Consider the following 26461-nt stretch of genomic DNA (forward strand, 5'->3'; position numbering starts at 1 on the left):
ATGCGGGAAATGTTGATTGAGTACACGAAAAATAAAAGCAGAGAGGAGAAAGGGGATCGCTACTAAAACAACGGCCAGCAAACTATAAATTCCACTGTAGGCCACCATCACGCCGGCAGTCGCAGAAATACTAAATGCAGGGCCAACACTCGAAATTGACAAACTACTTAGATCAAGCAGCGAAAAAGTTTGACGCAATCTATGATGCTTTGGAGTCAAGTTCGTCTCCACATTCAACCATCCTCTCAAGGCTCTTCTGGTAGTTCATACCATCTTACGCGTTCTCCTACTACAGACCTCATGCGCCAAGCTGCCGATTTCGGTGTGAGATCAATCGCTTGTTGTAGCGTATTAATTTTTTCCAATACTTTTGATTGCTGCATCTCATCCGCGATGAGTGTACACATCTCATTAACGAGCAATTGCAAATTTTTTGTGCACGTACGCCATAACCCCCAATCTTTTGCTAACATCTTAGCCAGATAACGTATATTTATAGCTGATGGTTGATCCGTTTCGACTAGCGGTGCAACAAGGAGAAGTGCGACAAGGTCAATCATATCTTTTCTATTTAATTCAACGATTTGTAACTTCGTAAGCAGTAAGTCTGCAAGAGGTAAAGTCTGTGCCTCCAGATGGATTCGCTCCCGCAAGTCAATTCGATGACAGAGTGAAAACTCATCGATAAATACGTCAACCTTTTCATGATTCGCATAATAGAGAAGTCGCGTCTTACCGTTTAATAGATTGAATTCCCGATCCCCTTTAAGACCGATCGTCTCAAGTAACTCTTGTACCACTTTGCGCTCTTTAGAGATGGTGAATAAATCTAAATCCCCAAGAGGCCGGATGAGCACATCTGGTACTCTTCCTACGACATGCAAGCGAAAAGCCCTTCCTCCAAGCAAACGCAAGGACATATGGGGATTCGTTACTAGGTAATCCATAATCTGATCATCCCATCGATTCTCCAACTGTTTCATGTCGATGCCTCCTCTTTTTCCTCTACATCCGACAGCCCAGACACGCTTTACTCGGGTGGAATTTCTTTGAACACTAAACTCAAATCAACTCCTTGTCGCAAGCGAATAAAACGCGCGGCCCCGTAATAAATGAATCCCGACAAAAAGACTACAATGTTGATCAATAACATCGTTGGCGTTGACAAGCTTATGCCAGAGTTTGGATCATTGAGAAACGCCCATTCGATCAAAACAAGTCCAATGACACTGAGTACACCAAGTATAGAAATGACTGGAACGCCAGCAATACGCCATTTTACAGGTGATGCATCAAACATTTCGCGTTGTCGTATCGGAAAGACAATCGCCGCTAGAGAAGTTAAAATAAATGTGAACACTTGACCAAAAAATCCTGCAATGGTCGCAAACGATGGGTCAAATGCATAAAGATAAAGAAAGCCAATTCCCAATACGCCCGACAACCAGAGGGCCCAGAGCGGTGAATGTGTTCGATCACTCACACTCGCCAATTTACTCGGTGCCAATCCATCAAGCGCCCAAGCAAGCACATTGCGCGTAGTTGTTAAAATATAAATTGGCATCCAAGTATACGTCCAAAGCATAAAACTGATGGAGATCAACAGAATCAGCCAAACATTATGAGTCAACATGGCTGCAATTTCTGCAAATGTTGGCGTAAAGCCCAAATGTACTGATGAAGGGTTCATCGCGCCAATGTCACCCATGAAAGAAAATCCAACTACTTTTAATACTCCTGCGGTCAAGAGCAAAATCCAGATTGCGCTATACAATAATGATCCAGGCATGCCGATTAGTTGTGCCCGATTGGCACCTTTAATCTCACCCCCAATGTACGCCGAAGCGATACTAAATCCTAGAACTGTAAATGGCCAAGTCATCGATATGAGTGTACTATGCCAACTAAATGGCATCGAATGTACCGCGTTTGACCCAAGAGAAGAAATGACCGCCTGATACGTATTGTTTAGATGCGTGAGTGGTTGCATATATTGATTGAACGCTTGAGAAAATGATCCGTGAAAGAAGAGGAAAACCAAGAGAGTAGCCAATAGTCCGATGGAAGCGATCATAAAAAAAATCATTTGCATGCGCATGTAAACATTAATCCCAATACTGAAAAGCAAAATATACAGAATGATCAACGCGACACCAGTGATGAACACTCCGAGTGGTGTTGTAAACCAGTTCCCTAATTGAATCAGACCCGGATTGTGCATAACTACACCCAAAATACGCGTTACAGCAGAGATCCCATACTTCCCAAGAAATGCAGCAGGGACTCCGATGTATAGAAAACTCCAAACCGTGTAATTCCAATTTGCGGCAAATCCCCATAGTGGGGACAAGGAGCGACTGACATATACATACTCACCACCAGAACGCGGCATCGCACTGGCAAATAAAGCATAAACCAAGCTGCTAGGTAAAACAGCCAGTGCACAAAGAATCGTTGTCAGAAACATATTATCTCCTGGATAAGATCCCGCCGGCATAAATAGAAACATAAACGCAACACCGATCGCAATGTTAATAAAATTCACATTGTAAATGAACACATCGGATGCTTTTGCTTGGCGTACAAGTCCTGTCGCTTTACGCGAAAAATTGTTGATCACAACGATCTCCCCTTCTTTCACAATCTGCATTGCCCCCGCTTGATCAGGCCGTCACTAGTTGGTAACCTACCACTTTATCCCGTGTTAAACTGACTAGTGCCCCATGCAATATGCCCTCACTGTATTCACTCCCCGGATTCAAGCAAAGTGTACGTCCGATCTTTTTCACACCACGTGATTCATGCACATGGCCATGAAGTCCAAGCTGGGGTTGAAACTGTTCAATTGTTGCGCGCACGGCTGTGCTTCCCACAGGGGTCATCACGGTATGTCCACCGCGCGTAACAACCTCGTGCTCCCTGAGCAAAGGTGCATTATCCAAACCGCTCCCATAGGGTGGAACATGCAGCGTAAAGATGGCACGTTGCGGAAATTTCAATTTTCTGCTTACTTCGCTCATATAGTGAGACAAATCCTCTTCGCTCATCTCACGCGGACTGTTAAATGGAGTCGTATTGCTGTGACCAACCACTAACATCTCATGATCGTCGTCAATTTGAACCACACCGCCATCATGATTTTCTACAAAATTGCTCTTCGCCAAAATTTCATCGACAATCCATTCATCGTCATTGCCAGGATTGATAAAACAACGAACACCTAACCCTTTTAGACGCTCTTCCGCCATATCCATCCAACGTTCAAGTGATTCCGCAACGAGACGATTAAAAAGCGTTTCTTGCTTTTTTGCGTCTGCCGTGAGATCGTCATATTCTTCCTGCGTAACGCGCAATGGATAAAAGCCATTAAAGCGAATTGCTTTTTCTAGCGCCATTAATTCCTCATTTGTGTGCGCTTCATGTGTTTGACCGAGGAAGCGCGCCTCATACGCGTTTCCTCTAGAGATAAGCGGGACAACGACCTTTCCAGTGATATCACCGCCCAAAACGAGAACATTTGCCTGATAAAATTTGGCTGTGTTCAAAAACTTCAAAAAACAACGTTCTGAACCATGGATGTCACTCGTATAAAAAAGCCGTGTTCCTTTTGCCACATTCCTCACTCCGCTCAACAAGATTTTCGTTTAGAGATCCCTTTGCAGCTACTTATTTTCCGCCTAATTTTTTATTTGCTACTAAGGTAGCTAATACATCCATAATCGCCCTCATTGCTAACAACGCCGTTGTGTCACTCACATCATAGGGTGGAGAAACTTCCACGACTTCCATTGCACAAATCCCTTCTTTAGCTACTAATTGCAATAATTTCAAGGCTTCCCGTGGTAAAAATCCACCTGGTTCCGGCCATCCAGTTCCTGGGACAAAGCCTGCATCTACCGAATCGATGTCAAAGCTTAGATAAACAGCTTTTGCACCTTTCCACGCTACTTCCAGTGCAATTTCTGCCGCCTGCTCTAATCCCATTTCATCGACATCATTGATGGTAAGAATGGTCGTCCCGCGCTCACGCGCTACTTGTACACCTGCCCTTGGTACTTGCCACCCCCCAATACCAACTTGCACTAAGTTCTCTGCTGGAGCGTTTGGAATATTGGTCGCATGAAACCATGGCGTTGTATGCATGCGTTCATCCATGTCTTTTTCCTGTGTATCCGCATGACGATCAAGATGAATTATTCCGACTTTTCCATCTATATTTTCTGCAACCCCTCGCAAACAAGGGTACCCAATTGCGTGATCGCCCCCAAGGATGATCGGCATCGTCCCTTTACTCATTACATGAGAGACCGCCTTAGTAATTTGCGCAAAACTTTTTTCAATATTGGCTACAGTAAATACGTCTCCAAGGTCACACATCTTTAGTTGCTCTCGTAAATCTACGCCAAGTTCGTAATTGTACGTTGTGTATAAAGCCGATATACGACGGATTGCCTGCGGACCAAATCGAGTCCCCGCTCGATAGGTTGTTCCAATATCAAAAGGAACACCAAGAATTGCCGCGTCATAATTTCCAACTTCATGCACATTTTCTAGATAAGGCAATTTTAGAAATGTATTGATGCCCGCCCAGTGAGGTAACTCGCCGCGACTAAAACAAGAAATGGTGCGGTCCTCAATCAAATCAGCTGCCTCAAGCCCAAATTCCAAAGCCCGCTCAATCTCCTCTTGCGCCTTCGTCCTAGGCAACAACGCCTCCGCTTCTGCAGCCTGAATGCCTTCTAATTTTGAACGGTCAAAAGAATGATGATTTCGATCGCGATATTTTTCACCATGATGATGATAAAAACTCATGACTAAAAACCCCCTTTAGAATATAAAAAACCCGAGAGTTTGCACAATTAGATTGAGCAATCTCCCGGGTTTTTGTCCCTCCGTGTCACACCCCTGTCGGGTATGGTCACCTCTCGGTCCAGTCCTCACATCGAATACGAGGTGAGCGGAACCCTAGGTGATCTTTTATGGACTATATATAACATACATTTCGACTATTCGCAACATATAGCGTAATATTTTTTGACATTCACAAAAGAGCTTTCATCATTTCTGTGTGAAACAATCACAAAAAGCCTGTACACGTAAGATTAACTAACACTACGATGATTTCTCAACGAACCATATCGACTCTATGAGAGACAACAATCCCTTCTAAAGTTAGAAGGGATTGTATACGCGTCAACTTTACCTAAAGGAAAACTAAATTTTCCTTCCCCAATGCTTGACCATCCACTGATACGTTGTGAAAAGACCTTGATGCAGTTCTGTTTTTGCCGTAAAACCTAACACCGATTTCGCTAAATCCGGCAGTAACGCATTTCTTCGAATGTCTCCTGAACGTTCTGGCTTGTGCAAGACAGAAATTTCCCGACCCGCCACTTGCTCGAAATAAGAGATCAGTTGCGCATTGCTCGTCTCGATGCCTGTACTTACATTACAGATAATGTTTCCTTCATACTGTCCCGCTAATAAATTAGCGCGAACGACGTCCTCGACATAAATATAATCGCGCGTATGCAATCCGTCCCCAAATAAATGCAACGGCTCTTCACGCACAATCCGCTCAGCGAAAATTGCAATCACGCCCCCTTCGCCAGATACACCTTGACGCGGGCCGTATACATTTGCATAACGCAAAGCCGCATATTGTACCCCATACAAGTGATAAAATGCTTTTAAATACGCTTCTGCTGCCGCCTTGGCTACACCATATGGAGAGATAGGGTCAAGCGGAGTTGTTTCAGCAAGTGGCAAGGGAGCTGTGGGATCTCCATATACAGCTGCTGATGAAGAAAAAACCACTTTACGCGCACCTGCCTTGTGCGCACCTTCTAAAACTCTCACCATACCAAGTAACGTAGTTTTCGCATCGTCAATTGGATCTTTAATCGATGCCGGAACGGAAGCCTTCGCAGCCAAGTGAAAGATCACATCTGGCTGATACTCCGCAATAAAGTTCTCAGCATCTTGTGATGAAATATCTAATTCTACCTGTACAGCCAGAGATTCTAAGGACATCTCAGTTGGCGGTTGAATATCAATCACCGCCACTTCATCTCCTTGCGCTACCAAAGCGTCTACAATATGCGAACCAATAAACCCATTACCGCCAGTTACGATCGCTCTCATGCCTAACATCCCCTACTCTTACTCACAAAATTGCATACGCCTGATTATACTATAAAGCTTCCCCTAATTGAGGCGCTTTTGTCGCTCACGCATAAACGTCTCCCAAAATGCTCCTAGTGTATCGATTTTGGCCTCAACCAACAAACGCAATTGTTTTTGCCAAATACGTGCCGTCATCAAAGCATCACCAAGTGCCGTATGGCGATCACTTGACGTGATATCATAAAGTTGTAAAAGCACATCAAGAGCTGGATATTTTTTAAAATGATGAAGATAAAGAGCGACTTCCCCCGTATCAATGACTGGCGATGTCAATTCCACCCCCCACGTCTTACGCAATCCCGCATTAAGAAACGCCATATCATGGCCAGCATGGTGAGCAATCAATACACGATCATCAAGAAAGACGACTAATTGTTGTAAAACATCTTCAAGCGTTGGCGCACCAGCGAGCCGTTCAGGTGTAATTCCAGTCAATTCTTGAACAACGGGCGGAATCGAAACTCCAGGAGGAAGTTTTATGAAAGATGAGAAATTTTCCGCGTTCTGTGATTCTGTACCCTCTGAATAAACGACACCTGCCACAGCAAGTAAAACATCATCACGTGGAGAAAATCCTGTCGATTCAGTATCAATCGCAACATAGGAAAGGTCCATCAACTTTTGCTCAAACAATCCATGTTCGTGCATCGCATGAATCATATTGCGCAATTCCGCCTGTCCTTGCCATGTTTCTAACTGATCCACTCTGCTATAAGAATTTCCCCCGCCAAACAAATGACGCCAGACACGTATGCGTTCAAATCCCATCCGTGTTCCCCCGTTCATGAAATCTTTTCGCTGTAAGAGATTGGAGTTTCCGGACGAATCGAACAGCAGTTTTTATTTGTTCCCACTCACCTGCCGTGAGTTCCTCCAATTGAAGTAAATCTGTAGCCTTAACACCACGCAACAACTGATCAACATGAAGTCGCACACGCCAATTTAAAATTTTTCTTACAACTTGCTGTGCTTCATGTGCCAATTCTCCATTCCAACAGTGAGATTCATGTAAGCGCTCGATCCGTCGAAGAGTGGACGGTTCTGCGACATCAATGCTATGTGCCCACAAACGAATCGAGTTTACAAGCGGCGAATAGAGTGCTTCTTTTAGCGAGAAAACCCCTTTTCTCCAAAGTGGCAAGGGAATCTTATCCGCTCGCCCTTGATCCGCAATTTTCCAACGCACAAAAGATGAGCGAGCGAAGTAATCCACAACTTGTTGGCGCATCATAAAAACGAGTGCTTCTTCCCCTAAAATCGGAACTGCATCTGCTGCAATCAGCAAAAAGCGAATATGCTCCCAAGTGGGTTCTTGCTGATAGCGAGTAAGTCGCAAAGACCAATCTTCGACTGTCCCACGCCACCGTGGATTGCTCGCCATCACATTGCCAGTACAAAGCGTATAGCCAATTTCATGCAAATAGGCGGATACGAGTTCAGAAAGTTGGAAAAAGTAAGTTTGTAAAGATTGTTCCTCCTCTTTCCTACAAGGAGCAAAGATCAGAGCGTGGTCTTGATCGACGCGAAGCGCTTGCTCACTGCGCGCTCCACTCCCTAACATAATGAAACAAAACGCAGCACAGGGCGGATCTAATCCTTCGCGTTGAAGTTGTTTTTGGGCAAGCAAAAACGCCTGGCGATGCATCATACGATGGTGTTGACTCAAGATATGGTACGTCTGTTCCACAGAATCCGCATGCAAACTCCTATCAATCTGATGTGGCAACTTTTGCTGAAACGCACGCAAAGCGTGCAAGCTGTAGATTTTTTCATCCTCAAAAGTAAGCACCCGTCCATCCCCTGTCCGCTCTTACAACATATGATAAATGAAAAGTAACTATGGGGTGGGATCCATGAAATTTAATACCATTGTAAAAGCAGGCACACTCGCGTTTGACATTTTAAATCATCAATCCACACAAGCCCTTAGTGGTCTCGTACGAAATGGCGTCAAACGCCGCGTCGCAGGGAAAAGCATCCCCTTTGCAAAATCAGGAAAGTCTGCAAAAGCACAAAAAGAACCTTCTCTTTTTGAGCATTTCTTAGGAATCGATCGGCCGCCCTACCCAATGCATCCGATGCATTCACACCCGGGACTACCGCACAATCCACATCCCTATCATGCATCGAGAATGGTTCCCCCTCGCTCTGTGTATCAAGTACCTCAACAACCACTACCTACAGAGCATATTAAAAAAGCGTTAAAATACGTTACACCAGAAAACATGCAAAAAGCTATGCAATGGCGCGACATTGTAAAAAGTTTGATCAGTAAAGAATGAAATACACCACTCACTAGTCAGTGCCGCCCACATCATCTTGCGCGTGGCGGCACTTGCAGATCTAAATTCGACAAATCAAGGCTCCGTCGAATGATCAGAATTTGACGTATTTTCAATAGCAGCAGTTCCAGTAACAGAAACAAACCATTTTTTGCGATAAATCACACCAAGAATAAATAAGATAGCAAACGGCACGGACGCCCAAAGAACCCATATGACAGCACCATGACTCACCCCCATAAACAAAGCCCCCATCACAAGGTCAAAGGGAATGATGCCAAGTGCTGTCGTCCAAACAAAAGGCCACAACTCTATATCTAGCAATCCTGCAATATAATTGAGAGCGTGAAATGGCACGAAAGGGACGAAACGCAGAGCAAAAAGACCTAGTGTTCCTCGTTGCGTTACCCAATCATTGACCTGTTGTTGCCGCTTTTCAGGAAGTAAGCGCCGAACGACAGGCTGTCCAAAAAAGCGCGTTAAGTACATCGCAAGGACAGCCCCAATCACCGCTCCCACCCATGAATAGAAAAGCCCCCAACCCACGCCGTAGATGATCATATTGGCAACAATCAAAAACTCGGATGGCACTGGCAATACACAAAGAATTGCCATCAATAACACTGCGACGAGGATCCCGTACATTCCGGCTGACTGAATCACGACAAGTGCATGGTGAATGGAGAGTGAATGGCGATAGTGGAAATAAAGCCAACCCACTCCCGCCAAGAGCAAAACGCCAGTTAAGACAGGAATCGGTTTTAACTCAAATGGCCGCTCTCGTTCATCTGCTCCATCTGGTTTGATAGCGGCCCACCTCCGCACCCTAAAGTTTGTCGTGCTCTATTATACATTACTTTTTTCGCCTTCCAGAACCTACGGGTTGCGCATCCTCGCGATACAACCGAACTGCCCGCGACGTGAATAAAATCCCATCGAGATGGTCAATTTCATGTTGGATACAGCGCGCGCGAAAGTCCGTCTCTTCAAACTCAATCACTTCTCCTTGATGATTCCACGAACGTACGCGAATATATCGATAACGCGGTGTATCCCCATACAGTCCAGGAATCGAAAGACAGCCATCTGGCCCAATTTCTTCGTCGCGCCCTTCTAAAATAACTGGATTAATAAGATCCAGTCGCCCCTTTCCATCCTCCACATCTACCACAGCAATACGTTTTAAGATATTGACTTGAGGTGCAGCCAGACCAATTCCATTTGCAAACTTCATCGTCTCATACATATTGTCAAGCACCCGCAAAACATTAGGTGTCACTTTTTCAATCGGTTTTGCCGGTGTTGTGAGAATCGGATCAGGAAACTTCACAATTTCATAAATCGCCATACAGCCACCCTCCAGACATTACCTTGCTTTTAAGAACTTGCAATCAGATCCCATTTTACGAGATTTTCTAAACCAATGGAAATCGCCACACCCACAAGTAATCCGTTGCCAAGGAAAGTTCGCAATGCGTTTGGCAGTGACAAAAATGCTGTGCTTGGCGTTGCAAGGAGTGCAATACCAAGCAAGGCCGGCAACGCAATCCGATAGATCGTGCGCGGTGTAAATGTCAACCCTTCCAGTTTTTGTAGAGCGGACCCAAAAAGCTGTAAATATGCAACGAGTAAAACGGCATCTCCTACACTCACAGGCAACGTTGAGAAAAATGAGCTTAATGGAGAGATCAACCCTAGCAACATAAACATCACAGCTCCGAGCGCAAACGGCAATCGACCATAAATTTGTGTCGAGCGCAAAAAGCCAATCGACGAAGTATAAGGTGCATACGGGACGAGCCCAAACACACCAGACATCACCGTATTAAACCCAGTGACAAGCAGAGAACGGCGATACATTTCATCTGTAGCATACACGCCAAACAGTGGTTCGACACTCTCAAGCGTCGCGACAGTATTTGTCGAGTTGATCAGTCCTGTAATCACAGCAGTCAGCACAATCCCGACATCAAACTGAAATGGACCAAAAGCAAGTGGACGAAACAACATCCATAAGCTCGCTGTCGGCGCTGGATGAACCGGAGTGATTCCCCATTGATACACTGCCCAGCCAAGGGCAATACCAATCAGTATAGCGAAATTCCGCAACATTTGTTGACCTTTTACGTTAAGCCATACGACAAGTACCACGAGGCCTACCGAAAGGAGAGCAACTTTTACTTCAATGGTCGAATGATCTCCAAGACCGACCATACCGCGAAAAAAAATTGTAATCAACTCTGTCGCTAAAAGCATTAAAAATACTGAAGTCGCAACCGGCGTAAACCACTTGCGCAAAATGCTGCCAAGTCCAAATGCGCCAAGCAGCATGATGAGTACCCCTGAGAGAACAATTCCTGTCTCAAGACTTCCACCAGCTATGACAAGAGATATGCCAGCAGCTTTCGCCCCAAGCAGTACACTTAGCACAACTCCCCACCAAACACCGGATTGTCCCTCTAGGATGGGGAGTTTATGCCCCCAAAAAAGCTGCAAAATGCAGGCTACCCCCGTGTAAAGGAAAGAACGCTGAGTGAAAGCCGCAATTTGCAATGGTCCCATCTGTAAAGCTGCACCAACGGAAACTGGAATCACAACCGTATTGGCAAACATAAATAGCAACCACTGACTTCCTGCCAGCCAGTGTTGAACTTGCAACAACGACCTCGCATTCGAATTCATTTGCGCCACCTCAAACTCGCTACTCTAGAGACATGGCTACACGCGACCCAAGCTGGCGCTGACCCCTCTCGTAAGTAAAGCTCACACCTTCCTCAATCTATCATAATTGTAGCATACACATTCAAACTCGTGACCCCATGATCCTTAAATTCGACTAAAAACCGGGCAATCTCTCTATACAGAGATTGCCCGGTACTTGTAAAATATGTTAGGAAATACCTCCACTACACCTTAAAGCGTTGTTTCATGGGCCGACGCAGTTGCCTCTACACGCAATTCCGGAGCGACGGAAGGACGTTTTAAACTACCTAGCACACTCGCGGCAACATCCCACGTCAGTGTTTCAGGATATGCATTTTCATTGTGCAAGACAATGTCAAGTCCAATTTTTTCTTCTTCTTCTGTGACGCGAAGTCCCATAAGCAGGTCAACGACCTTAAGCAAGATAAAAGTCCCAATCGCCGAGAATGCCCAAGTAGCAGCAACACCGATCAATTGCACAACCGCTTGATGCGGATTGCCATAAAACAACCCGTTTGCCCCCCCAGAATTGACAGAAACCGTGGCGAAAAGTCCAGTGGCTATCGCTCCCCACGTCCCTCCGATGCCGTGTCCGCCAAAAGCGTCAAGTGCATCATCGTACCCAAAATGACCTTTTAGCAGAGTCGAAGAGAAATAGCAGATCACTCCGCCCAGCGCCCCAATAATAAGTGCTCCTTCAACATTCACATAACCGCAAGCTGGTGTGATGGCAACAAGTCCTGTCACCGCTCCAGCACTCGCCCCAACAAGTGTCGCATGACCTGTCATCAGGCGCTCTACAAGCATCCAAGCGAGCGCAGCAGCAGCCGTCGCCGTATTTGTGACGAGAAATGCGCTGACAGATAATTCATTGGCCGCTGCAGCACTACCGGCATTAAAGCCAAACCAACCAAACCACAGCAATGCGACGCCAAGCAATACCATAGGGACATTGTGCGCCTTAATGGAAGGCGAGCCGTGTTCGGCACGCTTGCCAAGATACATTGCGCAGATCAGCCCGGAGATTCCTGAACTAATATGAACGACTGTACCTCCAGCAAAATCGAGAATCCCCATATTATGCAACCAACCGCCTACACCCCAAACCCAATGCGCCAACGGATCGTAGATAAAGGTCGCCCAAAGAGTTATAAAAAGCAGAAACGACGAAAATTTCACGCGTTCAGCTAATCCACCAACAATCAAAGCAGGAGTAATAATCGCAAACATCATCTGAAACGTTCCATATAATTCGTTTGGAATCGTTGGCGCGTAATTCGGATCGGGCGCTCCCCCCACATGGTTAAAAAATGCCCATTGCAGATCGCCGATCACATGATGCACATCAGGACCAAATGCTAAGCTATACCCAAAGATCACCCACTGCACCGAAACGATCAAAACAACTGCAAATACTTGATACAACGTCGTAATGACATTTTTATTGCGCACAAGGCCGCCGTAAAAAAAAGCAAGTCCTGGTGTCATCAGCAAAACAAGTGCGGATGAAGCCAGAATCCAAGCCATATCACCCGAGTTTAGCATGAAATTCCCCTCCGTTATGTTTGATGACGTGGCATGTGATTTTTATTTACGGCTAATCTTACACGTGCCTTGATTGTCTGTCAATATTCAATACAGCATATCGCATAAAAATTCAGTCGATAGTTGCTATGCTCATGTATTGCTGCAAGTACTGCTCGACAACTCTTTCCCAAGTAAACTGTTTGATGATGCGATGGCGGCCATTATTCCCGAGTTTGGCACGCACAGAGGGCTCGCTTGCCAACTGTGCAATCGCGCGAGCAAAAGATTCTGAATGCTCATATGGTCGAAGCAAATACCCAGTGACATCCGCTGCGATTGCTTCACGAATCCCCCATTGATCGCTCGCCAGTACAGGCAACCCACTCGCTTGTGCTTCAAGATTCACAAGCCCAAAAGCTTCTGCTTTTTGCGATGGACACAAGAAAATATCCGCTGCCCGAAAAATATCCGCCAATTGTTCATGATTTTGATATCCCAAAAAACGAATAGCCCCTTTCCTTGCCAATTGTTGCAAACGGTACATATAACTTTTGGCCACTTTAGGCGCTGTCCCAACAATCCATAACACAACCTCTGCCCCATAGTCTGCACGCGCCTGTTGTACAGCGCGAATCGCTAGATCTACACCTTTTCGCGGGATCAAGCGACCTACAAATAAGGTGACAATTTCATTCTCCCGAACTTTCAGTTCTCTACGCAGACGGGCACGGGCTCGTTTCTCCGCCTCGGAGAAGACTGGATGAAAAAGGTGATGATCAACCCCTGGATAGATCACGTGCACTTTATCTTTCGCAAACGCAAAACGACGAAGTAATTCCCCTCTGATAAATTCGCTATTGACAATGATGCGATCAGAACTCTGTAAAGCAACACGAGCATCAACAGGTGAAATTCTATTCTGTGCCAGAAAAGTCAAAGAATGCAAACTGAGCAACACGTTCGCTGCTGGTTTTGCTGCTTTTAAGAGACGCACATAGTGAGGACGATTGTCGATCTGAAAAAGATGTGCTGCTTTTGAATTTTCATCAAGATTGCGATCACAATCTCGAAGTACTTCCGACAAATAATTTTTCCCAACGGCGTGAGGTAACCTCACATTTTCCACACTTTGTTGGACTCCACGTAAAACGGTTTGTTTCCCATATAGACTCACGTCGACACGTGCACGCAAGTTTCGCCATATATGATAGAGATAAATTTCAACCGATGTACACGGGTGCGGCGGTAAAAATGCACCACCAGGTGCGATAAGATGAATTTTTAGATCTGACATACCTTTGACCTCCACTTCGCTCTTTGCTTTGGCATCAGCGCTATCCCACTGTGCAGTTTTGAACGTGAAAGTGAGTGATTTTGCGTGCTCATCACCGTCATCTCCACAGAATATGAACCACACATCATTGGCGGTCTTGGTATCGTGGCCACGCGTTTAGCTGAAGCGTTAGCGGCACGCGGTCACGAGATCGTCGTTTTAACCAAGGGCACAAAACCATATATCGAAGAGTTCAGCAAACGTCATCTGCGCATATTTCGCTATCCACGTGATTCTGAGTATTTTTCAAAACAAACACAAACCTTTTACGCGAATCCCATTCTGCACCATCTGCGCAAGCTCGGTATCTGCCCTGACATCATTCATGTGCACAGTGTACAAGGCGATGCACTCGCCAAAGCACTGAGTGAAAAATTCGGAGCACAAACTCTTTATACTTGTCATTCCCTCATCTCTGAGGAGGGTTTGGAAACACGTTTTAGTCAACAGATGGAACATCGTCAACGCCAACTTATAGAGCATGCGCATGCGATCATTTCGCCAAGTCGTTGGCAAGCCCTACTGCTCATGAGTCAATACCCAACCGCAAACGGAAAAACTTATGTCGTATCAAATGGTACGAACATTGATCCAAATCCACACATCTGGCATGAGCGAACGCTATCCCATCTGCTCTTTGTCGGCCGCTTGATACGTTCCAAATGCGTGCTAGAAACCATTCATGCGGTAGCTTCACTAAAGAAGGTAGATCGCAAGGTCAAACTAGATATCATCGGGCGTGGCAGCAAAGAATACACAACCCTTTTACACCGTGAAACAGATCGTTTACATCTGACGCAAACCGTGCGTTTTCATGGATCGGTGCCTCATCATGAAGTCATTTCCAGGATGCAGAGAGCCGGTATTGTCGTGGTTCCAAGTCGCAGTGAATCTTTTGGACTTGTCGCTTTAGAAGCGATGGGCAACGCCATTGCGCTTGCCTCTACCACATCGGGTGGACTCGCCGATTTTGTTTCAAAAGAAACTGCAAGCATTATCCATCACACAACAGCTTCAGACATTGCACACGCAATTCAAGAAGTATGGGGAAATTCCTCAAAAACTCTACATCGCCGCTATGCTGCTTATGCCACAGCTAAGCAATATACTTGGGAACAATGTGCAAAACGATATGAAGAAGTGATTAATCATCAACAAGATGCCTTCACACTAAGTTTCGAAAATGAGGGAACAAACAAATGACGGATGCTTCATGGAAATTGATTGATAAGTGGAAAAACAAGCCGCAAGGCCAAGTGTGGCGAGTTCGCGATGCTCGCGGCCGAAGTGGATTCTTTAAATTCGCCTATCCCGAACAATGGTATAACGCAGGACCTTTAGTAGGTAATGAATGGATTGCGACAGCGCTGGCAGAGAAACTTCATCTTCCTTGCGCATCAGTTGAAATCACTGAACTTACTGACGGTCCTCACTGCCTTCACGGGATCGTCTCTCTACCACGACAAGGAGTACATCTATTTAGTTGGAATCGCGCGCCAGAACAAATACGCACAAATCCACCTCATTATTTGCGTGATTTCGACCATTTATTAGATGTGATTGCCTTCGATGTCTGGCTTACCAACATCGACCGCGGTTCAGGCAAAAACATAATTCTTTATCGAGATCATGCGATGTATAACTGGTATTTGATCGACCATGCTTATTGTGCTTATGGATGTGATCGCAAATGGCAACCTGCGAAATGGACGGAATTGTACTGGAAACAAGTGTGGCAATTTTATCACATCCCTAGAGGTTGGCTGCAATTTATTAAACCTGAACGTCTGCTTCGTGCGGCACAAAAAATCGCGGCATTACCTGAACGCTCTATTGCAGAACTCATTGCAACTGTCCCTGATCCTTTGTATAGTCAGTCAATTAAAGATCAAGTCACGACCATGTTACTGACCCGAAAGCAAGAATTGGGCGAGATTCTGACCACTTGGATTCATTATCAGGGCACCAAAGAATCTCGCGTATAGATTAATTTTGAGGTGATCTGTCATGACTGAAGCTAAACTAATTCCTATCAGTAAGTGGACGAAATACTGCATCTTGCAAACTCAGTTAAACTTGCGGCCCTATTTGCCAGAAACTCACCCATTTAGCCCTTCTTCACTTATGCGAATGCTACAAGAACATTCACGCGTTGTCGTAAAGACAGAACTTGGCGAAGGGGGGAGCGAAGTTTTATTCATCCATCGCCGCAAACGCGGTTTTACTTTGCGGGAACAAGCAAAACGCGCACACGTGCGCAACTTTCGCGAACTCATTGACCGCTTGCCTGTATTTGTACGACGAGAGCCTTGCATTGTACAACGCTATGTCACTTTACAAAAGATGTATGGACGACCTACAGATATCCGTATGATCATTCAAAAAAACGAGCGAAATTTTTTTGAAGTAACCGGTACATTTGTAAAAGTGGCCAAACCCCACATGCTCATCACAAATGTCAAGCAAGGAGGAACGATTGACACGCTTTCGCAATACTTAACGCATTGCTATCCACAAACAGAAGAAAAAGTTCAACTTATCCAACGCGAATTGTATCTCGTCAGTCAACGCATAGGAGATATACTTGGCACAAAATATAAAAATGTACTCTATGGCATCGATTTCGGGTTATCTCAAAATGGACATCCCTATATTCTTGAAATCAATACAAAACCGAGCCTTTCCATTTTAAGTGAAATTGACATCGCAATGCACAAACGTGCACTTGAATTGCGTAAATTTCACCAAAGTGCAGATACATAAGGTAGGTACACTTTGCCCACGCTAAGTAGGTAGTTAAGTTCAACTTCGTTTTGGTAAGAGTCAAACCCGGGGAGGGCTGACAAGTGACAGACCACGGATTGCAAAATGATCAATCAGAACAAGTTTTAGGCATTGACCCTCAAAATATTCACCGTGCGAATGAACTACCTTCTGCCTTGCGTGTAGAAAAGACCAAACAAGTAAACTTTGAAGCGATTCGTTCGCGTCAAGCAGAAGATTTTATCATTCATCCTGGTCGCCAAAAGCGATAAAATCGCATCCGTGGCTTTCCCTTGACATTTCCGAGTCCTTGCTGTTTTGAAAAGCAGGGACCGGTTTTTTATGCTTTGCAAAATAAAGTTCTCCATGTACAATAAGCCCAAACCCTATTATGTAGTCTTAGGAGCTGATACTAAGTGGAGCTATACGATGTTTCCATTATCGGGACAGGATCTGCTCTCCCTGAACTCGTAATGACAAACGCGGACATGGAGAAATTAGTCGACACAAATGATGAATGGATTTTTACACGGACTGGAATTCGCGAACGCAGGCGTCTAAAAGACGATCAACCTGTAGCTGATATTGCTGCACAAGCCGCAAAAAAGGCGATTGAAAGTGCTGGAATTGATCCTGCAGAAATCGACCTGATCATCGCCGCCTCCATTACCGCTGACCTCGTATTTCCTCCGCTCGCTTGTATGGTTCAGCGTGAGATTGGCGCTAACAGAGCCGCTGCCTTTGACACGAACGCAGTATGTGCTGGATTTTTATTTGCCCTTGTCCAGGGATCACAGTTTTTGCAAACAGGAGCGTACAAAACTGCGCTGATTGTTGCAGCAGAAGGTTTGACACGTTATGTTGACTATACAGATCGTAATTCCTGTATTTTATTTGGCGATGGTGCAGGCGCCGCAATTCTGCGTGCCACTCCTCATCAGGGAGAACGCAAAGGTCTGATTGACTTTGACTTGGGATCCGATGGTACCCGTGTTAATGTTGCAATTTGTCCACGTCCAACAGCTCCCAAAGCATGGCTAGACACACTGACTGATCGCGAGGAAGTGACGCCTTACATATGGCAAGATGGACGAGCCATGTTTAAAGCGGCTGTAAATGGCATGTCAGAGAGTGTGAAACGCATTCTTACAAGACAAGCGTTATCTCCAGAACAGATTGATTGGCTCGTCCCGCATCAAGCGAATTTGCGAATCATTGAAGCTGTCTCAGAGCGCGTAGGTGTGCCAATCGAACGAGCAGCCCTCTGTCTTGAAGAATACGGAAATACATCTGCAGCCTCGATGGCCATTGCACTCGATAAATGGATGCGGCTCGGCCATATTAAAGCTGGGAACCGCATTGTATTTACAGCTTTTGCCGGAGGGTTATCTTGGGGATCTGCCCTCTTCCAGATGTAATCTACCGTGGTTGAACTTCAAAAATGGCAAACTTCAAGTAATCATTTTCTTCCATGCCCATGAGTTGTGGATGATCTTTGGCCGCACTGCGATACTCAACCAGTCGCAAGATTTTGCGAGCATCAAGTGCGGCCTCTGCCACAATGCCGCGCCACTGATCAGGAGAAACATGTGCTGAACAGGATGCTGTCACAAGAAAACCTCCTGGTCGAACTAATTTTAGACCACGTAAATTGATCTCTTTATAACCGCGTAAGGCACTCGGCACTGCCGCGCGATTTTTCGCAAATGCGGGGGGATCTAAAATTACGACATCAAATAGTCGTTCGTTGCGTTCATACTCACGCAAAAGATCAAAAGCATTCCCCATCACAAACTCACAGCGTTCACTGTAGCCGTTGCGCTCAGCATTGCGCTTTGCCTGCTGTAGCGCACGTTCAGAGGCATCGACAAGAATCACGTGTTTGGCACCATAGCGCACCGCATGCAGTGCAAATGCCCCTGTATGCGAAAAACAATCAAGCACTTCTGCGCCAACGCGCGTATTATGCGACTCAGGTACCACAACCTTGTCTGTCCATTCCTCGCGAAACCGAAGATCGGGTCGGGGTTTTTCTAAAGCTCCAAAGCGAACAACTGGTGCAAGCGCCGCGCGATTTTCACGTTGATCAAAAAAATGGCCCGTTTTTTGCCCCTCTTGAATATCTACAAGAAAGAAAATGCCGTTTTCTTTAATCTCTACTTCCTCGGGACATTCGCCAAAGACGCATCCAACTTGCGGCTCGAGTCCTTCTAACCTTCGCACTGGTGCGTCACTGCGCTCATAAATCGCACGTACGCCAAGAACCTCATGCAATGCTGGGACAATCCAATCGCGACGAATGTCCATCGCAAGGGAGAGGATTTGAATAACTGCTACTTCCCCATATTTATCCACAATAAGACCAGGGATCCCATCAGCCTCTCCATAAACCGCGCGACAAGCTTCTGTATGTGCTAAAAAACGTTTGCGATACGCCCAAGCTCGCGCGATTTTCGCCTTTAACCAAGTGCGGTCAATTCGCTCGCTCGTTTGATAAGAAGCGATGCGCACAGCAATTTGCGATGTAGGGTGCCAAAAACCGAGAGCAAGATCATGCCCTTGATGATTTTTTACAACGACAACCGCTCCCGCTTCTGGTTCGCCTTGCACTTCCTCGATTTCATTGCGATAGACCCATGGATGCCCTTGTTCAAGCCGGCGCTTACGCACTCGTTTTAATAAAATCTGTGCCATTTGGATTCCTTTCTTTTTGCAGTTTTATGCAAGATCAGAGGCCTGTCCGCATACACATGTTCTATAGTTGTTTGCACGCGGGAGGAATTGACTTGATCTCATATTTTGCACTGAAGACCGCAGTGCTGATTCTCATTGGACTGTGTGTCTTTCTCGTGGGTTTGCTGACCATGCGTCATGGACTCACCCAGGCAACTTCACAAAAAATGGAGCGCGTGATCACACGGCTAGTCAAAACTCCTACACGCGGGCTCCTTACTGGAATGATTGCCACCTTGTTCACCCAATCAAGTGCGGCTGTCACCATCATCTCCATGGGACTAGTCGCTGCTAATGTACTGAAGTTTACAGATACGATCGGCATCATTCTTGGAACAAATATTGGAAGCACCTTCACAGTAGGATTACTTTCCTTAAATATCGCTCGCTTTGGCCCCTACATTATCTTAGCAGGCGTGATTCTCTACTTGCTTGGAATCTCCCGAAAACATGCCCCTATTTTTACATGGCGCGTCAAATCTCTCGCAATTGGCCTCGTTGGATTTGGCACGTTATTTGTCGGATTTCACTTAATGAGCACTGCAACCGCCCCGCTTGCCTCTTCACAAACATTTATTCGGTGGCTGTTACTTGCTCGCGTCCATCCGATCATCGGGTTATTTGCCGGAACAATCATTACTGCACTCATTGGCAGTAGTTCTGCAAGCACAGCGCTTACGCTTTCACTGGCCCAATCAGGCGCGCTTTCACTACTTGGCGCAACTGCCATCGTCTTTGGCAACAATATTGGTACTTGTACCACAGCACTCCTTGCCAGTATAGGAGGCACTCGCCCCGTGCAACGCGTCGCTGTCACCCACGTTTTTTTAAATGTTGCTGGAGCAACCGTCTTTATGCTGTTTATTCATCCCTTTACCGCATGGATTGAATGGATGACCAAAGATATTGGGACACAAGTCGCACTCGCACATTTTTTATTTAACGTGATTTCATCCTTACTTGCGCTTCCTTTTGTCACTCAACTCGTCTGGCTTTTGGAGAAAATTTTACCTGATCGCCGCGAGTTTCCCGTTGCTTAATCATCGTTATGCAAAAGATTGTGCACGTTCCAAGATGACGAGTGTCGCACCCGCACTAGTTCCGATGCGCGTTGCACCCGCTGCCAGTAGATCTAAAGCCTCTTGCCGCGTGCGAATGCCTCCTGCTGCCTTAATACCCAAAGCATCTCCGACAGTCTCGCGCAAAATTCGCACCGCCGCTAATGTCGCTCCACCTTTTCCAAAACCTGTAGAGGTTTTTACAAACTGGGCTCCCGCACGCAATGCAGCAAGAGCCCCAGCACGTATCTCAGAATCCGTCAACTCTGCCGTTTCCAAGATGACTTTTACTTGTGCTTGGTCTCCAGCCGCTTCAACCACTGCGCGAATATCCGCCTCCACACGCAAAACATCATTAGCTTTTAAATAGCCAAGGGCAATCACCATATCAAGTTCTTGCGCCCCATCGGCGATCGCGCGCAGTGCCTCCGCAACTTTCACTTCTGTTTTGTTAGCGCCAAGCGGAAACCCAATTACCGTACAAACTTTCACAGGCGATCCACCTAGGTTTTCAGCAGCTAAAGCCACATAGACCGGATTCACGCAGACACTAGCAAACTCATACGTTCGTGCCTCGCGGCACAACCGCACAATTTCTGGCGGAGTTGCTGTTGCAGATAGTAAAGTAGAGTCAATTTGTGAAGCAAGTAAAGTTCCTGAAAGCGACTCTTGTTCAATCATTTCTAAGCCAATTGAAAAAATGGCTTGATTGTTTTCATACCCTTGTTCTCTAGCCAAACGGCGCGCATCTGTGAGTGAAACGAACCGTGCTTGCTGAATTTCCTCTATTTGCGTCGCAATTTCTCCTGCCACAGCTTCAACGAGATAGTAATATGCATCTTTTGCAATTTCTTCTCCATTTTGCATAAATGAGTAGGATACTTTTCCAATCGGTGAAATAATACGCCCTTGAATCCCTGTTTCTTCTTGAATTTCGCGCAGTGCTGTCTCCTCTAAAAGTTCATCTCCTTCCACGTGGCCCTTGGGTAGGGTTATATGTGAAAATCGGTCTACGATGACGAGCACTTGTGGTTCTCCATCGATAAACCGATACACAAGTCCTCCTGCAACACGCACGCGATCCGCCATGACGATCACACTCCTCTTTGTAATTCCCCCATTGCAAACAACATCTTATGCGTTGTAAGCGAACGTATCTGTCTTTGTGATCACCGCTTCAAGCACACCCATCGAAACTTCAGTCCCTGACTTTGTCACACGAACATCACATAATTCGCCTTGTAATGATGCATCACCGATAAAAGCGATTTTCATGTAGTTATCAGCATACCCAACTAGATATTCCCTTCCGTCAATCCTCTTGCTCTCTTCTGGGATGACTTGTAAGATGCGTCCTTCCCATTTTTGGTTGTATTCGCGCTGTAAATGCTGCGACAAGGCTAACAAACGATGCACGCGCTCTTGTTTTACCACCTCGTCCACTTGATCAGGGAACTTTGCAGCAGGTGTACCTATGCGTTTTGAATAAGGAAAAACATGTAGCTCAGAAAATTGCTGCTGTGCGATAAAATCCACAGTTGTTGTAAAAAATTCGTCTGTCTCTCCAGGGAACCCTACAATCACATCACTCGTAATCGCCACTTCTGGCAAAACGCGACGCACTTTCTCTAATTTCTGCGCATATTGCTCAATGGTATAATGTCTGTTCATCCGTCGTAAAACTTCACTATGCCCTGCTTGTAAAGGAATGTGCAAATGCCGACAAACTTTTTTTGAATGACCTAGCACATCGATCAACTCATCCGTAATCTCACTCGCTTCAATCGAAGAGATGCGAATGCGATGCAACCCTGTGATGCGCTCTAAGTCTTGTAAAAGATGAGCAAGTGTATAACCGTCCAAATCTTCCCCGTATCCACCTGTATGGATACCTGTCAATACAATCTCATAATACCCCGCATCAACCAGCCGCTTTGCTTGCGCCATGACACTCTCTGGTTTACGGCTGCGCACAAGTCCTCGCGCATAAGGAATAATACAAAACGTACAGAAATGGTTACACCCATCTTCAATTTTCAAAGATGCACGAGTTCGTTCTTTAAAAATCGGAACCTCAAGATCCTCAAATTCCTTTTGCGCTAAAATCGGTGCTACCGCGTTAAACGGTTTCCGTTCTCGCGCTACTTGTTCTACCATATCGACCATTTGTGCGCGAAATTGATTGCCTACCACAAGATCGACACCTGCAATCCCTAAAATTTCTCCAGGGGCCATTTGCGCATAACACCCCGTCACGACAATCACTGCATCCGGATTCGTCCGCACTGCGCGACGAATCATTTGTCGAGATTTGCGGTCTCCTTCTTGTGTAACCGTGCACGTGTTGATCACATATACATCTGCCTGCTGCTCAAACGCCACTTGTTCATAGCCACGAGCTTTAAATAATTGCCAGATCGCTTCCGTGTCATAGTAATTTACTTTACAGCCTAACGTGTGAAACGCCACCGTTTGAGTTCGTTCCATTTTTACGTCACCCCCATTTGATTCAATTCATATAAGACAATGGTCGCAACAACGATCCCCGCCGTTTCTGTCCGCAAAATACGCGGTCCAAGTGTCAAGAGATGTCCGCCTTGCGCGTGTAGCCAAGAGATTTCTGCAGAAGAAAAGCCTCCCTCCGGGCCAATGACAAAACCAATTGCCGATACCTCGAACTGCTCCTTCGCATGAACATGCGTTTTGAGCACACTCTTTAGAGTTGGCAACCGCTCCTCTTGCAGTTCATAAGGAACGAGTAACCACTCTGGTTTTCCATCAATAAAAATATCTGTAATTTCAGGAACAAAAAAGACATCAGGAACCTTTGCGCGCTTAGCTTGTTCAGCAGCTTCCTTGGCAATTTTTCGCCAACGCAAAAGGCGCGCATCGCGTTTTTCTGTCACAACCTTCGCGACTGAGCGCTCCCCTTCAAATATGACAATCCGCGACACACCGATTTCGCATGCTTGCCGAATCACCAAATCAATTTTATCTCCCTTTGGAAGCGCCTGATAGAGTGTGAGTTTAACACTTGGATCTTGAAGTTGAACGGGTTGCATTAACTTTACCATCACGCGATCCGTTAGCATCTCTGTAATCTGTGCTTGATACACTACCCCGCGATAGCCAACTTCCACATACATCCCAGGCATCATCCGCATCACGTGTGCAATGTGATGAACATCGTCCCCTGTAATGGATACGTGTCCAAGGTGCTCTGTCACATCATCTGAAATAAAATAGCGCTGCATGTTCCCACTACCCTTTCTTCCGGCAGCAGACAACCGCCCAATCATCGAGATATTCGACGTACAGCAATTCCAATTTTGCGTTCTCGAGTGCCTCTGTGATCTGCTCAACTTGTGATTTTACAATTCCTGAGAATAACACGACGCCATTTTGAGCCAAATAGCGATATAATACTGGTAAAATACGTTGAACTAAGTTAACTAGCAAATTGGCTGTGATAAGATGATACCCGTGTTCAGGTACTTCCTGTAACAAATCAGAGCGAATGACTTGTACGCGATCTAACACATCATTTGTAAGGACATTGTCACGAGCAACACGTACTGCGACCTCATCTAAATCTGCTGCGACGACGTGACGTGCACCTAGCTTTGCCGCAGCAATCGCGAGAATTCCAGTTCCTGTCCCGATATCAAGCACGTCCATCTGCGATTGTAATTGTGTGATCAGTGCCCGCAAACAAAGCAGGGTTGTCTGATGAGTACCCGTGCCAAAAGCCACCCCTGGGTCGATCACGAGCACAATGTGGTCAGATCCGAAAGTATGCTGTTCTTTTTCCCACGAAGGCACGATCGTCATCTGATCAGAGACCGAGACTGCGTGATAATCTGCCTTCCAGACATCTAGATAAGATTCACTCTCCACTTTCTCCCACTCATACTGAAGCGATCCTGCCTCAAGACCAGACGCGCGAATCTGCTCTAACCGCGCCTGTAATCGCGGTTGCAGTTCGTTTGGCAAAGACGTTCCTAGATATTCAAAATAGCCGTGTACGAAAGCTCCTTCTGTCAGTCGGGCAAAATCTTTCTCCCACACCCATTCGCCAAATTGCGGAGCTTGCAACTTACGAACCCAATCCGCCCGATCTTCAATTTCCACTGCAAGCGCTCCGATATCTTCTAGCGCTACGCTTACGGCGTCAGCAGCTTCTGACGTCGTAGAGAGAGAAACTCTCCATAAATCCACAAAAAAACCCCATTTCTCAGTGACAGTGTCACAATCATTCCGCTCGATAGTTTACATTAAGTGTAGTGTAACATACTAGTGAAATCTATGTGAAATGCCAATCGCGAGGAGATCCCATGATCACAGAAAAACTGAAGGCCAATTTACTGATTTTATTTATTGGGTTTAATCCGTCCTTGCGTTCTTATGAGCGCGGTTTTAACTACGCAGGACGTTCGAATCGTTTCTATAAAATATTATATTTATCAGGACTCACAGACCGCCTTTTTACGCCAGAAGAAAGTCCGCTGCTACTTGATGAATACCAATACGGTTTTACGAATCTCGTCTCGCGACCTACAGCACGTGCCGACGAGGTAACAAAAGCAGAATATCGTGCTGGCGCCCAGGAATTATATCGAAAATTAACTGAATTCCGGCCTACAATTGCGTGTTATGTAGGCAAAGGAGTATATTTATCATTTGCGAATAAACATTCCCACAAAGGCTTTGGATTTACTGAAAAATCGCTTACACCGTATAGTTTAGACTTTGTAGCTCCTGCAACAAGTGGACTCGTTCGCATGAAATTAGAGGAACAGGTTTCTATTTATCGCGGCTTAGCAGAAAAAGTACAACATTTGCGGATTCTGCATGCAAAGTGAATGAATACTTCGTAAAAAGCCCCGATCATTACAATGTTCTATGTTTAACCTCGCGCAGTGTGTAAATAAACGCATAACCCGCTATGCCAAACAGTAAAATGACCGCAAGAAAAAAACCTACGCCGAGCGTATCTAGATTATGAACATGAATACCGGTAACGATTTGTAAACGATCAAGTGGCAAAAATAAACCGAGAATGCCAATCACGACAAAGCCAATTCCTCCGTAATACAACATCATTCCACTCACTCTGCGCGCGACATATTGCAACGCACGTTGAGATAGGTGCCTGTGCTGCATCCACCATCCGACTGCGCTACCAATCGCCATCTGCATGACCATCGTACCAAGTCCAAATAATAATCCTGGGACAAAGGCAACGTAGGGACTAGGCATTTGCGGAGCGATCACTGTATAGATTAAAAGCGCAAACGCGCCTGTCCCAAAACCAGCAATAAATCCGTGCAGTAAGGCTAAGCGCACAGGCGGGCGGCGCGGCGCGCTCGATGCGTCAGGCAAGTCGTCTTCCTCTTCAATACGTGCGATTTTAGCGAGCCAATGTTCAAAAAAACCCAACAAATGAATATGGCGCCCGATTTTTAAAATATAGGAGCCCGAGAGAAACATGACTATCCCCACAATGATATAGATCGCATAGTCCGCTTTTTCCGCCATCAGTGGTCCCACGAGAGCAAAATAAGCTAGCTCTGAAGCGATCGCCCGCTGTAAAGTGAATGCAGCTGAGAATAAGAACCCACTCTTTAAACCTCCCTTTGTACTGTAACTACCAATTGAGTAGCTAAATGTAATGGGCCAAGTGTGTTCATCTGGTGTGACACCATGTACCATGCCAAGCAAAAAAGATGTGATCAGCAATACGAAAAATGGCAGATGTCCGCTTGGGTTCCATAGATTGACCACTTTATCACCATTCTTTCAAACTTGCTCTAATCTATGCCTATGTACACAAAGAAAAAGTCTATGCAACTTTGAATCGCGCAAAGCTACATAGA

27 protein-coding genes and 1 riboswitch are annotated in these 26461 nt (G+C 45.7%); of the genes, 8 read left to right on the top strand and 19 right to left on the bottom strand.

Annotation, left to right across the window (positions count from 1 at the left end; translation table 11 throughout):
- The 8 genes from BM613_RS09840 to BM613_RS09875 all read right to left on the bottom strand — a co-directional run.
- Positions 1–231, bottom strand: a 231-nt coding sequence (locus BM613_RS09840) for a hypothetical protein (protein ID WP_219930671.1), incomplete at its 3' end; no start/stop codon positions are given.
- Positions 232–245: 14 nt separating this feature from the next.
- Positions 246–983: a hypothetical protein gene (locus BM613_RS09845; RefSeq protein WP_109431011.1), complete on the bottom strand. Its 738-nt coding sequence runs from the start codon at positions 981–983 to the stop codon at positions 246–248.
- A 47-nt stretch (positions 984–1030) separates the two neighbouring features.
- Positions 1031–2620, bottom strand: coding sequence for an APC family permease (locus BM613_RS09850; protein WP_181363035.1), 1590 nt, complete (start codon positions 2618–2620; stop codon positions 1031–1033).
- 43 nt (positions 2621–2663) lie between these two features.
- The gene (locus tag BM613_RS09855; protein WP_219930672.1) at positions 2664–3614 is read right to left on the bottom strand and encodes a metallophosphoesterase family protein; all 951 of its coding nucleotides are present in this window, start codon (positions 3612–3614) and stop codon (positions 2664–2666) included.
- Between the two features lie 52 nt (positions 3615–3666).
- Entirely contained in the window at positions 3667–4812 is a 1146-nt protein-coding gene (locus BM613_RS09860; RefSeq protein ID WP_109431014.1) for an agmatinase family protein, read from the bottom strand.
- A gap of 59 nt (positions 4813–4871) precedes the next feature.
- Positions 4872–4980: riboswitch (guanidine-I (ykkC/yxkD leader) on the bottom strand.
- A gap of 234 nt (positions 4981–5214) precedes the next feature.
- Positions 5215–6144, bottom strand: coding sequence for an NAD-dependent epimerase/dehydratase family protein (locus BM613_RS09865; RefSeq protein WP_181363036.1), 930 nt, complete (start codon positions 6142–6144; stop codon positions 5215–5217).
- 63 nt (positions 6145–6207) lie between these two features.
- On the bottom strand, positions 6208–6954 hold the full coding sequence (locus BM613_RS09870) for a 3'-5' exonuclease (protein ID WP_181363037.1): 747 nt from the start codon (positions 6952–6954) through the stop codon (positions 6208–6210).
- Complete coding sequence (locus tag BM613_RS09875; protein ID WP_109431017.1) at positions 6944–7975, bottom strand: DUF294 nucleotidyltransferase-like domain-containing protein; 1032 nt, start codon at positions 7973–7975, stop codon at positions 6944–6946. Before BM613_RS09875 ends, BM613_RS09870 begins: the two co-directional genes overlap by 11 nt.
- Before the next feature lie 64 nt (positions 7976–8039).
- Between BM613_RS09875 and BM613_RS09880 the strand changes: the two genes are divergently transcribed.
- Positions 8040–8468 (top strand): hypothetical protein, encoded by a 429-nt coding sequence (locus tag BM613_RS09880; RefSeq protein ID WP_109431018.1) that lies wholly within the window; start codon positions 8040–8042, stop codon positions 8466–8468.
- Positions 8469–8543: 75 nt separating this feature from the next.
- Here the strand turns inward: BM613_RS09880 and BM613_RS09885 are convergent, their stop codons facing one another.
- The 5 genes from BM613_RS09885 to BM613_RS09905 form a co-directional block, all read right to left on the bottom strand.
- Positions 8544–9293, bottom strand: coding sequence for a TVP38/TMEM64 family protein (locus tag BM613_RS09885; RefSeq protein WP_109431019.1), 750 nt, complete (start codon positions 9291–9293; stop codon positions 8544–8546).
- 28 nt (positions 9294–9321) lie between these two features.
- Positions 9322–9816 (bottom strand): peptide deformylase, encoded by a 495-nt coding sequence (def, locus tag BM613_RS09890; protein WP_109431020.1) that lies wholly within the window; start codon positions 9814–9816, stop codon positions 9322–9324.
- A 29-nt stretch (positions 9817–9845) separates the two neighbouring features.
- Positions 9846–11150, bottom strand: a complete 1305-nt coding sequence (locus tag BM613_RS09895) for a uracil/xanthine transporter (protein ID WP_109431021.1) — start codon at positions 11148–11150, stop codon at positions 9846–9848.
- Positions 11151–11381: 231 nt separating this feature from the next.
- Complete coding sequence (locus tag BM613_RS09900; RefSeq protein ID WP_109431022.1) at positions 11382–12716, bottom strand: ammonium transporter; 1335 nt, start codon at positions 12714–12716, stop codon at positions 11382–11384.
- 112 nt (positions 12717–12828) lie between these two features.
- Positions 12829–13992, bottom strand: a complete 1164-nt coding sequence (locus tag BM613_RS09905) for a glycosyltransferase family 4 protein (RefSeq protein ID WP_109431023.1) — start codon at positions 13990–13992, stop codon at positions 12829–12831.
- Positions 13993–14076: 84 nt separating this feature from the next.
- On the opposite strand from BM613_RS09905, the gene BM613_RS09910 reads away from it, so the two are divergent.
- The 5 genes from BM613_RS09910 to BM613_RS09930 all read left to right on the top strand — a co-directional run bounded on the left by BM613_RS09910 (position 14077) and on the right by BM613_RS09930 (position 18212).
- Complete coding sequence (locus BM613_RS09910) at positions 14077–15234, top strand: glycosyltransferase family 4 protein (RefSeq protein WP_109431024.1); 1158 nt, start codon at positions 14077–14079, stop codon at positions 15232–15234.
- Positions 15231–16016, top strand: a complete 786-nt coding sequence (locus tag BM613_RS09915) for a HipA family kinase (RefSeq protein ID WP_109431025.1) — start codon at positions 15231–15233, stop codon at positions 16014–16016. Before BM613_RS09910 ends, BM613_RS09915 begins: the two co-directional genes overlap by 4 nt.
- Before the next feature lie 22 nt (positions 16017–16038).
- Positions 16039–16794 (top strand): YheC/YheD family protein, encoded by a 756-nt coding sequence (locus tag BM613_RS09920; RefSeq protein WP_109431026.1) that lies wholly within the window; start codon positions 16039–16041, stop codon positions 16792–16794.
- An 83-nt stretch (positions 16795–16877) separates the two neighbouring features.
- On the top strand, positions 16878–17066 hold the full coding sequence (locus BM613_RS09925; protein WP_109431027.1) for a hypothetical protein: 189 nt from the start codon (positions 16878–16880) through the stop codon (positions 17064–17066).
- 144 nt (positions 17067–17210) lie between these two features.
- Positions 17211–18212, top strand: coding sequence for a beta-ketoacyl-ACP synthase III (locus BM613_RS09930; protein ID WP_109431028.1), 1002 nt, complete (start codon positions 17211–17213; stop codon positions 18210–18212).
- Between the two features lies 1 nt (position 18213).
- On the opposite strand, the gene BM613_RS09935 is transcribed toward BM613_RS09930, so the two are convergent.
- A complete protein-coding gene (locus BM613_RS09935; protein WP_109431029.1) occupies positions 18214–19488 on the bottom strand; it encodes a class I SAM-dependent rRNA methyltransferase in 1275 nt (424 codons plus the stop codon).
- A gap of 92 nt (positions 19489–19580) precedes the next feature.
- On the opposite strand from BM613_RS09935, the gene BM613_RS09940 reads away from it, so the two are divergent.
- Positions 19581–20567, top strand: coding sequence for a Na/Pi cotransporter family protein (locus tag BM613_RS09940; protein ID WP_181363038.1), 987 nt, complete (start codon positions 19581–19583; stop codon positions 20565–20567).
- A gap of 6 nt (positions 20568–20573) precedes the next feature.
- Here BM613_RS09940 and deoC read toward each other — a convergent pair whose 3' ends face one another.
- From deoC to prmA, 4 genes are read right to left on the bottom strand one after another with little or no spacing between them, the layout of a single operon-like run.
- Positions 20574–21674, bottom strand: coding sequence for a deoxyribose-phosphate aldolase (gene deoC, locus BM613_RS15800; protein ID WP_109431030.1), 1101 nt, complete (start codon positions 21672–21674; stop codon positions 20574–20576).
- Between the two features lie 45 nt (positions 21675–21719).
- Positions 21720–23072: a tRNA (N(6)-L-threonylcarbamoyladenosine(37)-C(2))-methylthiotransferase MtaB gene (gene mtaB / locus BM613_RS09950; protein ID WP_109431031.1), complete on the bottom strand. Its 1353-nt coding sequence runs from the start codon at positions 23070–23072 to the stop codon at positions 21720–21722.
- Positions 23073–23074: 2 nt separating this feature from the next.
- On the bottom strand, positions 23075–23839 hold the full coding sequence (locus BM613_RS09955; protein ID WP_181363039.1) for an RsmE family RNA methyltransferase: 765 nt from the start codon (positions 23837–23839) through the stop codon (positions 23075–23077).
- A gap of 7 nt (positions 23840–23846) precedes the next feature.
- On the bottom strand, positions 23847–24803 hold the full coding sequence (prmA, locus tag BM613_RS09960; protein ID WP_181363040.1) for a 50S ribosomal protein L11 methyltransferase: 957 nt from the start codon (positions 24801–24803) through the stop codon (positions 23847–23849).
- A gap of 116 nt (positions 24804–24919) precedes the next feature.
- Between prmA and BM613_RS09965 the strand changes: the two genes are divergently transcribed.
- A complete protein-coding gene (locus BM613_RS09965) occupies positions 24920–25447 on the top strand; it encodes a mismatch-specific DNA-glycosylase (RefSeq protein WP_109431034.1) in 528 nt (175 codons plus the stop codon).
- A gap of 28 nt (positions 25448–25475) precedes the next feature.
- On the opposite strand, the gene BM613_RS09970 is transcribed toward BM613_RS09965, so the two are convergent.
- Positions 25476–26369: a hypothetical protein gene (locus tag BM613_RS09970; RefSeq protein WP_109431035.1), complete on the bottom strand. Its 894-nt coding sequence runs from the start codon at positions 26367–26369 to the stop codon at positions 25476–25478.
- Positions 26370–26461: the final 92 nt, after the last annotated feature.

The organism is Sulfoacidibacillus thermotolerans, from assembly GCF_003144315.1.
GTDB lineage: Bacteria > Bacillota > Bacilli > Alicyclobacillales > SLC66 > Sulfoacidibacillus > Sulfoacidibacillus thermotolerans.

Bases quoted from the DNA above. Each gene is read 5' to 3' on its own strand.
- BM613_RS09845 (WP_109431011.1), bottom strand. From the start codon at position 983: ATGAAACAGTTGGAGAATCGATGGGATGATCAGATTATGGATTACCTA.
- BM613_RS09860 (WP_109431014.1), bottom strand. From the start codon at position 4,812: ATGAGTTTTTATCATCATCATGGTGAAAAATATCGCGATCGAAATCAT.
- BM613_RS09865 (WP_181363036.1), bottom strand. From the start codon at position 6,144: ATGAGAGCGATCGTAACTGGCGGTAATGGGTTTATTGGTTCGCATATT.
- BM613_RS09870 (WP_181363037.1), bottom strand. From the start codon at position 6,954: ATGGGATTTGAACGCATACGTGTCTGGCGTCATTTGTTTGGCGGGGGA.
- BM613_RS09880 (WP_109431018.1), top strand. From the start codon at position 8,040: ATGAAATTTAATACCATTGTAAAAGCAGGCACACTCGCGTTTGACATT.
- def (WP_109431020.1), bottom strand. From the start codon at position 9,816: ATGGCGATTTATGAAATTGTGAAGTTTCCTGATCCGATTCTCACAACA.
- BM613_RS09895 (WP_109431021.1), bottom strand. From the start codon at position 11,150: ATGAATTCGAATGCGAGGTCGTTGTTGCAAGTTCAACACTGGCTGGCA.
- BM613_RS09900 (WP_109431022.1), bottom strand. From the start codon at position 12,716: ATGCTAAACTCGGGTGATATGGCTTGGATTCTGGCTTCATCCGCACTT.
- BM613_RS09905 (WP_109431023.1), bottom strand. From the start codon at position 13,992: ATGTCAGATCTAAAAATTCATCTTATCGCACCTGGTGGTGCATTTTTA.
- BM613_RS09915 (WP_109431025.1), top strand. From the start codon at position 15,231: ATGACGGATGCTTCATGGAAATTGATTGATAAGTGGAAAAACAAGCCG.
- BM613_RS09920 (WP_109431026.1), top strand. From the start codon at position 16,039: ATGACTGAAGCTAAACTAATTCCTATCAGTAAGTGGACGAAATACTGC.
- BM613_RS09935 (WP_109431029.1), bottom strand. From the start codon at position 19,488: ATGGCACAGATTTTATTAAAACGAGTGCGTAAGCGCCGGCTTGAACAA.
- deoC (WP_109431030.1), bottom strand. From the start codon at position 21,674: ATGGCGGATCGCGTGCGTGTTGCAGGAGGACTTGTGTATCGGTTTATC.
- mtaB (WP_109431031.1), bottom strand. From the start codon at position 23,072: ATGGAACGAACTCAAACGGTGGCGTTTCACACGTTAGGCTGTAAAGTA.
- BM613_RS09955 (WP_181363039.1), bottom strand. From the start codon at position 23,839: ATGCAGCGCTATTTTATTTCAGATGATGTGACAGAGCACCTTGGACAC.
- BM613_RS09965 (WP_109431034.1), top strand. From the start codon at position 24,920: ATGATCACAGAAAAACTGAAGGCCAATTTACTGATTTTATTTATTGGG.